The sequence below is a fragment of the Bacillus stercoris genome, assembly GCF_029772985.1.
Classification (GTDB): Bacteria; Bacillota; Bacilli; order Bacillales; family Bacillaceae; genus Bacillus; species Bacillus stercoris.
In genome coordinates this window covers 4068826-4083741 of record NZ_CP121861.1, presented here as the reverse complement: position 1 = coordinate 4083741, position 14916 = coordinate 4068826, and the positions used below count along the sequence as shown (strand labels likewise).

The 14916-nt window shown below is 45.0% G+C and carries 15 protein-coding genes; 8 read left to right on the top strand and 7 right to left on the bottom strand.

Translation table 11 applies throughout. The features are described 5' to 3' along the window. Positions 1-41: 41 nt before the first annotated feature. A complete protein-coding gene (locus tag QA442_RS21030) occupies positions 42-1154 on the top strand; it encodes an aminotransferase class V-fold PLP-dependent enzyme (protein WP_095431190.1) in 1113 nt (370 codons plus the stop codon). Between the two features lie 42 nt (positions 1155-1196). On the opposite strand, the gene lmr(B) is transcribed toward QA442_RS21030, so the two are convergent. Beyond that, positions 1197-2636, bottom strand: a complete 1440-nt coding sequence (gene lmr(B) / locus QA442_RS21025; RefSeq protein WP_095431191.1) for a lincomycin efflux MFS transporter Lmr(B) — start codon at positions 2634-2636, stop codon at positions 1197-1199. Positions 2637-2673: 37 nt separating this feature from the next. Next, complete coding sequence (lmrA, locus tag QA442_RS21020; protein WP_095431192.1) at positions 2674-3240, bottom strand: transcriptional regulator LmrA; 567 nt, start codon at positions 3238-3240, stop codon at positions 2674-2676. A gap of 214 nt (positions 3241-3454) precedes the next feature. Between lmrA and ansZ the strand changes: the two genes are divergently transcribed. Continuing rightward, on the top strand, positions 3455-4582 hold the full coding sequence (gene ansZ, locus QA442_RS21015; RefSeq protein ID WP_095431193.1) for an asparaginase AnsZ: 1128 nt from the start codon (positions 3455-3457) through the stop codon (positions 4580-4582). Positions 4583-4744: 162 nt separating this feature from the next. After that, positions 4745-5383, top strand: coding sequence for a lipase EstA (estA, locus tag QA442_RS21010; RefSeq protein ID WP_095431194.1), 639 nt, complete (start codon positions 4745-4747; stop codon positions 5381-5383). Positions 5384-5420: 37 nt separating this feature from the next. Here estA and QA442_RS21005 read toward each other — a convergent pair whose 3' ends face one another. Beyond that, the gene (locus QA442_RS21005; protein ID WP_015482755.1) at positions 5421-5804 is read right to left on the bottom strand and encodes an RDD family protein; all 384 of its coding nucleotides are present in this window, start codon (positions 5802-5804) and stop codon (positions 5421-5423) included. Positions 5805-6038: 234 nt separating this feature from the next. Between QA442_RS21005 and QA442_RS21000 the strand changes: the two genes are divergently transcribed. Next, positions 6039-7115 carry a helix-turn-helix domain-containing protein gene (locus QA442_RS21000; protein ID WP_095431195.1) on the top strand — a complete coding sequence of 359 codons (1077 nt, stop codon included), beginning with the start codon at positions 6039-6041 and terminating at the stop codon, positions 7113-7115. 39 nt (positions 7116-7154) lie between these two features. On the opposite strand, the gene natK is transcribed toward QA442_RS21000, so the two are convergent. Both natK and natR read right to left on the bottom strand, forming a co-directional pair. Beyond that, positions 7155-8111 (bottom strand): two-component system sensor histidine kinase NatK, encoded by a 957-nt coding sequence (natK, locus tag QA442_RS20995; protein WP_095431196.1) that lies wholly within the window; start codon positions 8109-8111, stop codon positions 7155-7157. A gap of 12 nt (positions 8112-8123) precedes the next feature. After that, positions 8124-8825 (bottom strand): two-component system response regulator NatR, encoded by a 702-nt coding sequence (gene natR / locus QA442_RS20990; protein WP_014662661.1) that lies wholly within the window; start codon positions 8823-8825, stop codon positions 8124-8126. Positions 8826-8967: 142 nt separating this feature from the next. On the opposite strand from natR, the gene natA reads away from it, so the two are divergent. From natA to QA442_RS20975, 3 genes are all read left to right on the top strand, one after another. Then, positions 8968-9708 (top strand): sodium ABC transporter ATP-binding protein NatA, encoded by a 741-nt coding sequence (gene natA, locus QA442_RS20985; RefSeq protein WP_095431197.1) that lies wholly within the window; start codon positions 8968-8970, stop codon positions 9706-9708. Further along, positions 9709-10869, top strand: coding sequence for a sodium ABC transporter permease NatB (natB, locus tag QA442_RS20980; RefSeq protein ID WP_095431198.1), 1161 nt, complete (start codon positions 9709-9711; stop codon positions 10867-10869). Between the two features lie 136 nt (positions 10870-11005). Then, positions 11006-11938, top strand: coding sequence for an aldo/keto reductase (locus QA442_RS20975; protein WP_095431199.1), 933 nt, complete (start codon positions 11006-11008; stop codon positions 11936-11938). 39 nt (positions 11939-11977) lie between these two features. On the opposite strand, the gene QA442_RS20970 is transcribed toward QA442_RS20975, so the two are convergent. Next, positions 11978-13042, bottom strand: coding sequence for a DUF4352 domain-containing protein (locus QA442_RS20970; protein ID WP_069839784.1), 1065 nt, complete (start codon positions 13040-13042; stop codon positions 11978-11980). Between the two features lie 22 nt (positions 13043-13064). After that, the gene (locus QA442_RS20965; RefSeq protein WP_139236117.1) at positions 13065-13196 is read right to left on the bottom strand and encodes a hypothetical protein; all 132 of its coding nucleotides are present in this window, start codon (positions 13194-13196) and stop codon (positions 13065-13067) included. A gap of 173 nt (positions 13197-13369) precedes the next feature. Here QA442_RS20965 and QA442_RS20960 point away from each other — a divergent pair, with 173 nt between their 5' ends. Further along, positions 13370-14788, top strand: a complete 1419-nt coding sequence (locus QA442_RS20960) for a YcdB/YcdC domain-containing protein (protein WP_095431200.1) — start codon at positions 13370-13372, stop codon at positions 14786-14788. The last annotated feature ends 128 nt before the right edge of the window (positions 14789-14916 follow it).

The window sequence follows — 14916 nt, the reverse complement described above, 5'->3', positions numbered from 1 at the left end:
TATGGGTTTTTCATCAAAATAATGTAAAGGAGTGAATCATAATGGAGCATTTGCCGCAGAAGTATCGCCAGTTATTCCCAACCTTGCAGACGCATACGATGCTTGCCAGCTGTTCTCAGAGCGCGTTGGCAGAGCCTGTATCAAGGGCGATCCAGGATTATCATGACAGCCTGCTGCATAGGGGGACGAACTGGAAAGAAGCGATCGAAAAAACAGAGAGTGCGAGAAACGAGTTTGCTAAGCTGATCGGAGCTGAACCGGATGAAGTGGCGATTGTGCCGTCAGTTTCTGATGCGCTGGTTTCCGTAGCATCGGCCCTATCTGTTTTTAGAAAGAAACATGTTGTGTATACGGAGATGGAGTTTCCGGCAGTGTCTCATGTCTGGCAGGCACAATGCGACTATCACGTATCCGTCATTCCATCAATAGACGGCGTGATGCCGCTCGAACAGTATGAAACGCATATTTCAGAAGAAACAGTGCTGACGTGTGTTCCTCACGTTCATTATCGTGACGGCTATGTTCAGGATATAAAAGCGATTGCCGAGATTTCTCAGAGAAAGGGCTCTTTATTATTTGTGGATGCTTATCAATCAGCGGGACACATTCCCATTGATGTGAAGAAGTGGGGCGTAGATATGCTGGCAGCAGGCACCCGGAAGTATTTGCTCGGCATACCGGGTGTGGCGTTTCTTTATGTAAGAAAGGAGCTGGCTGACGTACTGAAGCCGAAAGCATCAGCTTGGTTCGGCAGAGAGAACGGATTTGATGGGGCTTATGCAAAAGACGCGCGTCGTTTTCAAACAGGCACCCCAGCTTTTATCAGCATATACGCAGCTGCAGCGGCTTTGTCGCTGTTGAATCATATCGGGGTTTCTCATATCCGGAATCATGTAAAAACGATCTGTGCCGATGCTTGTCAATATGCTGCTGAAAAAGGCCTGCAGCTAGCGTCAGCACAAGGCGGGGTTCAGCCGGGCATGGTTGCGATCCGGGATGAGCGGGCATCGGAAACGGCGGAATTGCTGAAGAAGAAAAAAGTGATTTGCACGCCGCGAGACGAAGTCATCCGTCTCGCTCCCCACTTTTATAATACGAAGGAGGACATGCGGCACGCGATTGATGTAATCGCGGCGAAAATGGTCGATAAGTAAACATAGAAAAGCCCCTGAACACTAGGTCAGGGGCTTTTCATATTAATGGTCTACTTTAACGCGCTTCATAAAGAATGCGCCAACTAAACCGATAATGGCAACAATCATCGCAAACACAAACGCGTGCTGCACACCCGCTGTTAAAGCTTGCGGGATGACTGCCGGATCGGCAGGGTTTTTAACTGTGCTCATATAATCATGCTGGCCCGCAGCCATAATGCTGACCGCAACCGCTGTTCCGATGGCGCCCGCCATTTGCTGCAGCGTGTTCATAATGGCGGTGCCGTCTGGATAAAATTCGCGCGGCAGCTGGTTTAAACCATTTGTCTGCGCAGGCATCATGATCATAGAAATCCCGATCATCAAGCAGGTGTGCAGGATAATAATCAGCACAGCCGTTGATGTGGTTGTGACATTTGAGAAGAACCAAAGAACAACAGTGACAATCACAAATCCAGGAATGACAAGCCATTTTGGCCCGTATTTGTCGAACAAACGGCCTGTAACAGGGGACATAAATCCATTTAAAATACCGCCTGGCAAGAGAACAAGACCAGATGCAAATGCCGTCAGGACTAAGCCGCCTTGCAGGTACATCGGCAAAAGCAGCATAGATGACAGAATGACCATCATGCAAATGAACACCATGATCACACCCAAAATAAACATCGGGTATTTGAACGCACGGAGGTTCATCATCGGCTGCTTCATTGTCAGCTGGCGGATTGAAAATAGGATAAGGCCGACAACGCCGACAATCAGCGACACGATAACAGTCGGGCTGGACCATCCCCCGGAGCCTTCACCCGCGTTGCTGAATCCGAACACAATGCCGCCGAAGCCAATCGTCGACAGGATGATAGACAATACATCGATTTTCGGCTTTGTCGTTTCAGATACATTCTGCATATATGCGATACCGAAAACAAGGGCCAGCACAAGGAACGGAAGAGAGATCCAGAAAATCCAATGCCAGTTGAGGTGCTCCAGAACCAATCCTGAAAAAGTTGGGCCGATGGCGGGCGCGAACATAATGACAAGCCCGATCGTTCCCATTGCGGCGCCCCGTTTATGAGGCGGGAATATCACCAAGATTGTGTTAAACATTAGGGGCAGTAAAAGACCGGTTCCAAGTGCCTGAACGATCCTTGCCGCCAATAAAAACGGGAAGCTTGGCGCGAGTGCCGCGATCAAGGTTCCTATAATTGAAAAGATTAGTGACACGGTAAAAAGCTGTCTTGTTGTGAACCACTGCAACAGCAGTCCTGAAACAGGAACAAGGATACCGAGTACAAGCAGGTAGCCCGTCGTTAACCATTGGACGGTTGCCGCTGTAATGTTCAATTCCTTCATAAGGTCGGTTAACGCAATATTCAGTGCTGTTTCACTGAACATGCCGATAAAACCGGCCAACAGCAAGGAAATCATAATCGGCATCACTTTGTATTGCTGAGATGCTTTAGCTGTTGTTTCCAAAATCATTTCCCCTCTCTATCAACTGCATGTAGGATGTCGTTTTTTATCTCTTCAGCAGGTCAGGAATGCAGCTGGAGATATGAAGGAGCGGCGTACTGTTTTTTGCCGTCAAAGATAAAAGAATGCCGCCTTCAATCATCGCGTTAACTACAGTGCTGGCTTCTTTTGCATGGTTCTCGCTGCAGCCAGCCTGCCTCAGTTTTTCTTCATATACAGAGGCCCATTCTTTGTAGGCTTCATGGCAGGCTTCACGCAATGGTTCGCTTTTCAATGACGTCTCAGCCGCTAGCAAGCCCACAGGCAAGCCTTCAATGTCTTCCGTACATGAAAACTGGCAGGAGAGCTCCTTCAAAAAGGCTTGAATGCCTTCCGCCGGATCGGTGTAGGCTTCCATACAGTCCGCGATTTTCTGGCGGATATACTCCTTCATCTCATTCACGGCTTCGATCGCAAGCTGTTCTTTACCGCCGGGAAAGTGGTAATAAAGAGAGCCTTTAGGCGCGCCGCTTTCCTTTATAATCTGGTTCAGCCCCGTGCCGTAATACCCCTGCAGCTGAAAAAGCCGGGTAGCTGCCGAAAGGATTTTCTCACGGGAATCTCCATAACTCATAACATTCCCACCTTACTGAATTCAATCAAAAATATATTGACTGGTCTATTATCTTGATTCGTTCATCAATTGTCAAGAGAAATTCACTGTATGAAAAGACAAAAAAAGAAGGATATTACAACAAAAAAAGTGAGAGAAAAGCTGACTGGACTTTTGACTGAATAGATAAAATATTCAATGATTAATCATCATAAGGATGTAAGGAGAGAAAGAGATGAAAAAACAACGACTGCTTGCACTTTTTACCGCACTACTGTTTGTTTTTGCCGGATGTTCACATTCTCCTGAAACAAAAGAATCCCCGAAAGAAAAAACGCAGACACAAAAAGTCTCTTCGGCGTCCGCCTCTGACAAAAAGGACCTGCCAAACGTTACAATTTTAGCGACTGGAGGCACGATTGCAGGAGCCGATCAATCCAAAACCTCAACAACTGAATATAAAGCAGGTGTTGTCGGCGTTGAATCATTGATCGAGGCAGTCCCGGAAATGAAGGACATCGCGAACGTCAGCGGCGAGCAGATTGTCAACGTCGGCAGCACAAACATTGATAATAAAATATTGCTGAAGCTGGCGAAACGAATCAACAACTTGCTCGCTTCAGATGATGTAGACGGAATCGTCGTGACTCATGGAACTGACACGCTGGAAGAAACAGCTTATTTTTTGAACCTCACTGTGAAAAGCGATAAACCGGTTGTTATTGTCGGTTCGATGAGACCATCCACAGCGATTAGCGCCGACGGGCCGTCTAATCTGTACAATGCAGTAAAAGTGGCAGGCACACCTGAGGCAAAAGGAAAAGGTGCGCTCGTCGTTCTTAACGACCGGATTGCTTCAGCACGGTATGTCACCAAAACAAACACAACCACAACAGATACATTTAAATCAGATGAAATGGGCTTTGTCGGAACAATTGCCGATGATATTTATTTTAATAATGAAATAACCCGCAAGCATACGAAGGATACGGACTTTTCGGTTTCTAATCTTGATGAGCTGCCGCAAGTAGACATTATCTATGGATACCAAAATGACGGAAGCTACCTGTTTGACGCAGCTGTAAAAGCCGGAGCAAAGGGGATTGTATTTGCCGGTTCTGGGAACGGGTCTTTATCTGATGCAGCCGAAAAAGGGGCGGACAGCGCAGTCAAAAAAGGCGTTACAGTGGTGCGCTCTACCCGCACGGGAAATGGTGTCGTCACACCAAACCAAGACTATGCGGAAAAGGACCTGCTGGCATCGAACTCTTTAAACCCCCAAAAAGCACGGATGTTGCTGATGCTTGCGCTTACCAAAACAAATGATCCTCAAAAAATCCAAGCTTATTTCAATGAGTATTGAAGAAAAGAAGGCGAATAAGCCTTCTTTTTTTTGGCTTTTTAGGACCAATAATGACCTCTGAATCTTAAAATTTCTTTAAAAATAAGCCAAAATTACCCTTTACTTAATTAATTTGGTAACGTAATATAATTGGAGAATTTGTTACAAAAAAAGGAGGATATTATGAAATTTGTAAAAATAAGGATCATTGCACTTGTAACAATTTTGATGCTGTCTGTTACATCGCTGTTTGCGTTGCAGCCGTCAGTAAAAGCCGCTGAACACAATCCAGTCGTTATGGTTCACGGCATTGGAGGGGCATCATTCAATTTTGCGGGAATTAAGAGCTATCTCGTATCTCAGGGCTGGTCGCGGGACAAGCTGTATGCAGTTGATTTTTGGGACAAGACAGGCACAAATTATAACAATGGCCCGGTATTGTCACGATTTGTGCAAAAGGTTTTAGATGAAACGGGTGCGAAAAAAGTGGATATTGTCGCTCACAGTATGGGGGGCGCGAACACACTTTACTACATAAAAAATCTGGACGGCGGAAATAAAGTTGCAAACGTCGTGACGCTTGGCGGCGCGAACCGTTTGACGACAGGCAAGGCGCTTCCGGGAACAGATCCAAATCAAAAGATTTTATACACATCTATTTACAGCAGTGCCGATATGATTGTCATGAATTATTTATCAAGATTAGATGGTGCGAGAAACGTTCAAATCCATGGCGTTGGACACATCGGCCTTCTGTACAGCAGCCAAGTCAACAGCCTGATTAAAGAAGGGCTGAACGGCGGGGGCCAGAATACAAACTAATGAGATAAATAACCTTGAAGAGTCCTATTCTTCAAGGTTATTCTGCTTTTAGCACAATGGTTTTCGCCGCCATATCATGAACGGTTTGTTTTTTCTTCGTAAATGCGGCTGTCAAATAGATCAGGCGGGAGAATACATGCACCCACGCTATGATGTAACGGACAATCGCCTGTAGGAAAGAAATTTTCTCGTGTGTTTCGTCCCTCACGATTTGCAGCCCGATGATTTTTTTGCCCAGTGTGCCCTTCCAATTTGTCAGCGGCATCAGCAAAGGGTACACAATCAGCATCAATATGGCGACAATAATGACACCGGCGGACCCATCGCCAAACGTAAATCCGGCTGCCAAAATCACTGCTGCGGCAATGATTACATCAAGTACAAGCGCGCAGGCGCGCAGCATGAAACCAGCTAGTTCCAATAGAAACACTCCTTAAAATGTTAAATAAATACCTAATGATTGTAAAAAAGATGGGCCTGAAGTGGGAATAGGTGATAAGCCTTAAATCACAAAAGTTGGTGAAAATGTCATAGGTAAATTGGCATAATCAGCCAGCTTATCACATTACCAAATTCTTTTTTAGCCCGAAACCAAGCCCTCAGAAGTTATTTTTGTTAAAATAGAAAAGTTACAACAGAATTCGGAGGGTTTATTGTGGGAAAAGTGAAACGAAATGCCCCTTGCCCGTGCGGCAGCGGCAAGAAATATAAAAAATGCTGCGGAAGTAAAGTAGTCGACTTCCCGGCAGAGTTAGCGGCAAAAGAAGCAAAACAAATTCAGGAAGACTTAGTGGAGTATGCCTTCACAGTACATAGAGAAAGCATTTCAGGCTTTATCAACCAGCATGATTTTCTTTCTGCTATGGACAGACAGACGAAAGACATCAGCGTATTTAACTTGGGTATCTGGGGAATCTTCTTCCATCCGCTTGCCGGTGAGAAGACAATCTTCGAAGAGTACCTGCAGAAAAAAGGCGATTCGATCACTCGTCCGAAAACGCGTGAGATCGTTGAATCATGGAACAGCATGACGCCAGCTTTATTGTTGCTGAAGGACCTGAAAGAAGGCATCATTCACTTTGAAGATGTCATTACGGCAAAACAATTCGAAGTGGAAATGGACGCCAGCAATCAAGACCTTCCTCCAGTGGGAAGCCTGATTCTTGGATATCCAATCCACGAAGCCGAAAAAGCAGAATTCTTCATGCAGTTCACGATCTTCCCGGTGAAGAGAACAGAAGCGCTGATCAGCAAGGTGAAGAAATATGCGGATGCCGCTGTGAAGAACGGCAAAACGCCGGAGGACTTCATGAAGCAGGAATTCAACAACGTTCTGTTCGCGCTGTTAGCTGAAAAGGATGAAGAGCCGCAAGCAGAAAAAGCGGAGGAAAGCTCTGTTGAGTGGGCAAACGACTTGGAGAAAGAAACCGCTGCGGCTATCGAAGAAGGCATGAGCGGAGATGAGTATCCGACTGAGTTGATTCCGGCTGTTATTGACATCTGGAAAACATTCTGTGAGAAAAAATCACCTGTCATCAGAAAGCCGGAAGCTTTTGCGGCGGCAGTTGAATATTATGTGAACGCGATTTCTCTTAACGGCGCGTCCGTTTCCCAGGCTAAACTGGCGAAAAAATACGGCGTCAGCGCATCAACCATTTCCAGCCGTTACAAAGAAATTGAAAGCACGCTGCAGGACGAAGCGGATCGCTTTGCCCAAGCGTTATCCTCATAATGAAAAAAACCTTGAAAAGCCAGGCTTTTCAAGGTTTTTTTATTTCTGAAACGGAATTTTGATTTCTAACCGGAAGACGGGGTGACGGTAGGTAAAATCCAGCCTGCCAAAAGCGCTCTTCACCAGTTTTTGAATGATATATGTGCCCATGCCTTCATGAGCACCGCCTTTTGTTGAGCGGCCAAACGATTGATACAGAGTATCGAGCACCGTAGGGTCCATGCCGGGGGTGCTGTTTTCACAAATCAGCACATAAAGCCCGCTTCGCAGCGAAGTTTCCAGCTTAATCTCCGCTTTTTCTCGGGCCTCCGCCGCGCTGTCGAGCGCATTTTCCAATATGTTGCCGACCAAGCTGACCTGATCAGCAGCTGAAAACGGAAGTGAAGAAAGCGGTGTATGCATATGAAGTGAAACACTCACATTCGAGGCGCGGGCTTTTTCTAGAAAATCATAAAGCACCCCTGCAACGTACGCATTCTCTCCCTTCAAAAAACGGTCATATTGACTGTATTGATCTGCCCAGTTTTGAATATATGCTTGTGTATCTGCCTTGGGCTGAGCTGATTTGATTGCTGTGATATGTTTCATTGTGTCATGATTCCGGCTTCTGACATCAATCAGCATTTGATTGGCGTGCTGTTCAGCTTGTGTCAGCTTATCAATTTGATCAGAAAGCCTTGCTTGCAGGGCAGACTGTCCGATACGGAGCCCTTCACACCCTGCAAATATCACGATCGCAAATAATGCCGGCGGTATGTCAGAGCCGAACGGCACTACCGCCGCTGCCATCGCTTGAATCACCGCAATCCACGCACAAAGCTGGAAGGAACAGCGGTCCCACACCAGCTTCGTTTTCCATAGGTACAATCCTGCTGCCGCCGCACCTAAAGCAGCGGCGAGCCAAGAGACGGCTGTACTGTGCCAAAGGGCAGCAGCCCCCTGATAACATATGAAACTAAATAAAAACAGATAAAGACATTGAAAAAGGGTAATCACGTACTAAACTCCTCAAAAATAGTAGTTTTGAAAATAATCAAGCTGCTGCTTGGTGATCATCGCTTTTTTAGACGTTCCCTCAAAAGAAACCGTGAATGAATGCTTGGTATAAGCGGAAAAGTGCTTTATGTAATGAATGTTGATAATAAAGGAACGATGCGAACGGAGAAAATCCTTTTCGGGCAGGTCGCCTTTAATATCATTTAATGTTTGATACGTTTGCACCTCTTCAGCGGTTGTCACAATCGTCGTGGAACGTCCTGTCCGTTCTGCGAAAATGATATCCTTCTTTTGCAGGACGTGCATTTCAGATTTTTGCTTGATCAAAATACGCCCATTCAAACTCGTTTCCGTTTTCTTTTTCAAATAACGGTCGAAGGAAGCGGCCAGACGGTCAGCATAGTAAGGCTTCATAATATAATCGTGGACGTTCAGGTCAAAGGCGTGAACCGCATAACCGCTGTGGCCGGTAACAAATATCACATCCACATCAAGTGAATGGGATCTGATCAAATCCGCAAGCTCGTAGCCAGACATATGAGGCATCTCGATATCGGCAAGCAGCAGATCAATGTCTTCATTCTTTACCCGGCTGTAGGCTTCCTCCGCTGAATCGGTGGAAAAGACAATTTCGACATTTTGCATTCTGGATACGATCGCTTCCAGCTTCTCTAAATCTACTCGATAATCATCGACAAGTCCGACTTTTACCATTATCATTCTCCTAGTTACATAGAATCATCTTTATTCTATCCCATTTCGCGACATAAAAAGAACTCTTCGCGACAACTTTATCCAACAAATCCAGCATTTCGTATATAGTCATTATTAGAAAAAAGAAAAGGGAGATTATGACATGATTACACTGACCGATTGCAGCCGCAGGTTTCAGGATAAGAAAAAAGTAGTCAAAGCGGTGCGAGATGTAAGCTTAACAATTCAAAAAGGAGAAGTCGTCGGCATTCTCGGAGAAAATGGTGCGGGCAAAACGACGATGCTGAGAATGATTGCTGCCCTGCTTGAACCGTCACAAGGGGCAATCACGGTAGACGGCTTTGACTCGGTCAAGCAGCCGGCTGAGGTCAAAAAAAGAATCGGTGTCTTATTCGGAGGAGAAACCGGGCTTTACGACAGGATGACCGCTAAAGAAAATCTCCAATACTTCGGCAGGCTGTATGGGCTGAACCGCCACGAGATTAAAGCAAGAATTGAAGATTTATCGAAACGGTTTGGCATGCGCGATTATATGAACCGCAGAGTGGGCGGGTTTTCGAAAGGCATGAGGCAGAAGGTCGCCATTGCCAGAGCGCTGATTCATGATCCGGACATCATTTTATTTGATGAACCGACTACAGGGCTTGATATTACATCCAGCAATATCTTTCGCGAATTCATCCAGCAGCTGAAAAGAGAACAGAAAACCATTCTTTTTTCCAGCCACATTATGGAGGAAGTGCAGGCGCTCTGTGACAGTGTCATCATGATTCACAGCGGAGAGGTGATTTACCGGGGGGCGCTCGAATCACTATACGAGAGCGAGCGCAGTAAGGATTTGAATTACATCTTTATGTCTAAGCTTGTCAGGGGGATTTCTTAAATGCTGAGCCATATTTATAAAAAAGAAATGATCGACGCTTTGCGCGACAGAAAAACGATATTACTCACAATCCTAGTGCCGATGATTATGATGCTTGGGCTTGTATTCTTTTATGAAAGCATGCTGTCCGACAAAGAGGAGCAATACACGCTGGCTGTCGGCCATTCTCTGCCGCCCGCACTGGAAAGTAAGCTTCATGCGATTGACGAGATCAGCGTAAAAACGTTTGCTGAGCCTAAAGAAGCGGTTGACGAAGGAAAAGCAGATGCCTATCTGAACGTCCCGAAAGAGTTCGAATCATATGTCAACAGCATGACGCCATTTAAGATTGATGTTTACGGCAATTCAGTCGATCAAGGGTCGTCAAATGCCATGCAGCTTGTGCAGTCTGCCTTAGATCAGTATAAAAATGAAATTGTGCAGGACCGTTTAACAAATAAGCGCATTGATCAATCGGTTATCCAGCCATTTACGATTCAGCAAAAGGAAGCGGATGAGGAGAAAGGGGTTTCCGCTATTATGCTTTCCGCCATCCTGCCCATGCTGATTCTGACTTCCATTGTTTCCGGCGCAATGCCGATCGCTCTTGATATCATGGCCGGGGAAAAGGACCGGAAATCAATTGAGGCGCTGTTATTGACGCCAGTCAGCAGAAACAAAATGCTGGTCGGCAAGTGGCTTGCGGTTTCTACTTTTGGCGTTGCTTCAGGTGTATTTGCTTTGGTGTTTTTGATTTTGTCCACCGTCTTATTTACTGAGAATTTAAAAACGGCCCTCCAGCTGGGAGATCATATGTGGAGTGTAATTGGCGCTTCAGCTTTAATCATCGTGCTTTCTGCATTGCTGATATCTGCGATGGAGCTTTTCATCAGCATCATTTCGAGCTCGGTAAAGGAAGCGCAAAGCTATATGTCTCTCGTCGTCTTTCTGCCTGTGTTCCCGATGTTTTTCATCTTCAGCAAGGCACCGAATCAATTTGATTTATCGTACTTTCTTATCCCGTTTCTGAACCTGCATGCATTATTCAAACAACTTTTATTCGGGATGGTTGACCCGGCTGCCATTTGGTGCACGTCAGGAACCATCGCCGTGCTCATCGCCATTTTCTTTTTACTGGCCAGAGCCTGCTTCCTGAAAGACAAATGGGTTCTTCCGAAATAAACTTTGCAAAAGGAGAAATACACTTTCTCCTTTTTGTATATCCTGAAAAAAGAAGGAAAATAGAAAAAGGATATCTAATACAAAAAGTGAACCTGCACTATTTTTCATCAAAATTGGTTTCGAAGGAGAAGGAACAATGGATCATACACGTACACTCGGCAAAACGAAGATGAAAGTGAAGCGGATCGGACTCGGCGCGAATGCGGTCGGCGGGCATAATCTATTTCCAAATCTACATGATGAAACTGGGAAGGATTTAGTGCGTACGGCATTGGATGGCGGCGTGAACTTTATCGACACCGCCTTTATATATGGATTGGGGCGATCTGAAGAATTAATCGGCGAAGTCGTGCAGGAGCGCGGCGCACGGAATGAGCTCATTATTGCCACCAAAGGTGCCCATAAAGAAGTGAATGGCAGCATTGAATTAGACAATAGCCGGGAGTTTCTTCGCAGCGAGGTGGAAAAGAGCCTGAAGCGGCTGAAAACAGATTACATTGATTTGTATTATGTTCATTTTCCGGATGGAAAAACGCCTCTCGCTGAAGTGGCGGGCACTTTGAAAGAGCTGAAGGATGAGGGGAAAATCAAAGCAATCGGCGCATCGAACCTTGATTATCAGCAATTGCAGGAATGTAATGCTGACGGCTATTTGGAGGTCTTCCAAGCCGAATACTCTCTCATTCAGCGTGATGCCGAGAAGGAGCTTCTTCCATACTGTGAACAACACGGCATTTCTTTTATTCCTTACTTTCCGCTTGCGTCCGGACTGCTGACAGGAAAATTCTCGCAAGACACAGTCTTTGATGACATCAGAAAGGATAAACCGCAATTTCAGGGTGAAACGTTTATCCACAATCTCAAAAAAGTAGATAAACTGAAAGCGGTAGCGGAGGAAAAACAAGCCGAGACAGCACATGTTGCTTTGGCGTGGCTGTTAACGAGACCAGCGATTGATGCCATTATTCCGGGAGCTAAACGCCCTGAGCAATTACAGGATAACCTGAAAACCTTAAACGTTGATCTGACCGAGGATGAAGTGAATTTCATCAGCGACATTTTCAAATAAAAAAGGAAATAGCCGTCAAGGCTATTTCCTTTTGGTGTTTTATTCTTTGATGAATGCTTCGACTAATTCTGCTGCTCTGTAATCGTCCATATCAAGCTGCCATTGATCGATGTCATTTTTCTTCATTTTCACTTCAACCGTTTTTTCAGATGAAGCCGGTCCAAGCTTTTTGAATTCCTCAGGATAGACTTGAAGCGCGTATTTCACAGCTTCTTCATAGCTGGCATTAGAGTTTTTGCTATAGTAGTCTTTCACTTTGTCTTCGATACGGTCTGAAAGAGAAGATGCATCTACAGGTTTCACTGTGGCTTCAACAATGGCTTCGTCCTTAGAGATTGAAGTCGTTTTTGCCTGAATGGAAGAGTTTTTGCTTAATCCCTCTTTAATGCCGTTTACGATATTATCAAGCGCTTTGCTGTCCGCATATGTGCTTGAAAGGCCGGAAGCTGATAGATAACCGTCTTTGGCTGATTCGTTGAAGTCATTGACAATTTCATTCTTGTTAGCGCCGGTGATTTTTTCGAAATCGGCGTTATCTTTGCCGAAAAGAAGGACATCAATATAAGCCGATAACGCTTTTGCAGAATCTTGGAGCTTATCTGCCGTCGCCAAGATTTTTTTATCTTTTCCGTCAATTTTAAAAGTAACTGATTTTGGCTTTTTATCACCGTAAGACTCAGGCGTATAGTTAAGTTCGTATTGTTTGCCTTTATCTACAACGAAGAACAGATTTCCTTCAACGGATTTGTCAGCGTTAATCGTGCTGCCTTGAAGCTTTTCACTATAGTCTTCAGGATCTGTGTCAGACATTTTCGTATCACCTTGATACAAAGTGAAATCCATGCTGTCTACATTCAGCGGGTCTTTTCCTGTGTTTTTCACAGCGACATTCACTTTTAACACAAGCTGGTCATCTGAAGTGGACTTATCATATTTAGACGGAAGCGTGTAAGAAACATCCTTGATTTTGACTTGAGCTATATCTGAGCTTTTTTCTGTTTCTGATTCTTTCTTCTCCGCGCTTGTTTTGCTGCCAGAACAAGCAGCTGTAAACATCATCAGCAGAAGAATTAGGAAAACAGCGTACGTTTTTTTCTGAAACATTCATTTTTCCTCCTCAAATGGTTTAGGGAAGGGGAGTCTTTTGTCTTTGAGAAATGGATCTTTTTGAATGGATTAGCATCATATAACCAAAAAAATCAGTTCTTTTCTCATGGTTTTCACCGGATTTTCTGGAAACTCCGCCCTCCTTTGTCATGAATGGACCTATAAAAAGTTACAACGGAATTAATTTTAAGATTATTAGCTTTTATATTGAATAGGTTCATCATCCTATTTTTGGCGAAAAATGTTCTGGTAAAACTGGTAAACTCAGAAAAATGTGCATTTTAGACTATTACTTTTTAACCTGTTGAAGGGGACATATGAAGGATGAAAGGGGCTGTCTTTGTGAAGAAAGAGGAATTGAAACAAAAAGCACTGGAAATCGGCCGAGTGCCGACACACTTAAAACTGGAAATTGAAGATTTTGACGATGATGACAAAAGAGCTCATTTTTGTTGGACAGATCCTCAGGATGAGAATATCGGCATTATCGTGGAACTTGGACCGGGCGGGGAGCTGGAATCCCTTTCCCGTGATAAGGAGCCTGAAAGCGGAGAAAGGCTGTCTGAGGAGAAACTAGAGGATATCATGCGCCAATTTGTAGAGACCCATCATCCGGGAGCACTCTCTGCCTTTGTTCGTGAAGAAAATGACCGTACATCCTGTGATAAAGTGAGATTTTCATATGTTCAAATGGAGGCCGGGCTTCCTCTCCCTATGAGCGGATTTATGGCTGATGTTTCTTTATCAGGTGAGATCGTTTCCTTCCGCTATTACGGCAAAGCCGGCAGCATCATCAAGCCAAAGCGAATCGCGGATGATAAAGAGGCACTTGCCTTCTTCAAGAAGGACGTGGAGTTTGACCTTTTATTTGAGGTTCTCCATCGTTCTGTTTACGAAAACGGAGATGATCAGCCGCATTTGGTGTATGAGCCTGAATGCAGGGCCATTACCGTACCTGCGGATTTGGTTCTAGAAGAACAGGCAGTTGATGATGACGATGATTACAGGGAGCCGGAGAGCTTTCCTCTCCCTTTATTCGAGGAGATTCACGAAAAGGCCGATCCTGACAGCATGATTGGAATCGAAAAAGGATTTGTCAAAGAACGGGAAGTGGATTTGGACGATGGGAGAATCGGGATCGTTTGGCGGAATCCGAATGAACCTATGTATCAGCCGGCGGATAAAAGTTTGGACAGCTGGTTCAAGGGACGGACGCATCAAGTGCTGAAAACCATCTATCACAAAGAAACCGGAAAACTCGAAGGCGTCATGTCATTTATGGAGAAAAAAGGGCCATTGACAGTAACTGAGGCAGAGTGCGAAAAAATCGCGCTGCGCTTTCTGTTTGCTTTATTTCCAAATGCCGATCAATATTTTAGGATCAGATACGACGAAAAGGATGAAGAAGAAAACGCAGTCGCTGGTTTTACGTTTGAAGCGCATTGTCACGGAGTTCCGCTCCGATTTGGGCAGATCAGAATTTGCGTCAGCCGCCAGACAGGGGATATCACCGTTTATATGGGGCCGGATATTGACCCAAATGAGCTGGCAGCCATTGATCCAGTTCCAGCCATTTCAGTTGAACAAGCCAAGACTCTCTTTTGGCAGCATTTTAAAGTTGAGCTTGGCTGGGAAAGAGAATACGGGGATGATGAAGAACCCAGCTACCGGCTCGTCTATCAGCCGGTGTATCCCCGTTTTATCGAAGCCCATACAGGAGAGCCTGTCTTTAGCTCATGGTAAAACAGCTAAAAGTCACACAATTGCCTTAGATTTATAAAGGGATATGTGATGAAAGTAACAGGAGGAATGTCAAAAAACAATGATAATAATATAAAAGGACCTTTCTTCACTTTAAAAGAAGAAAGGTC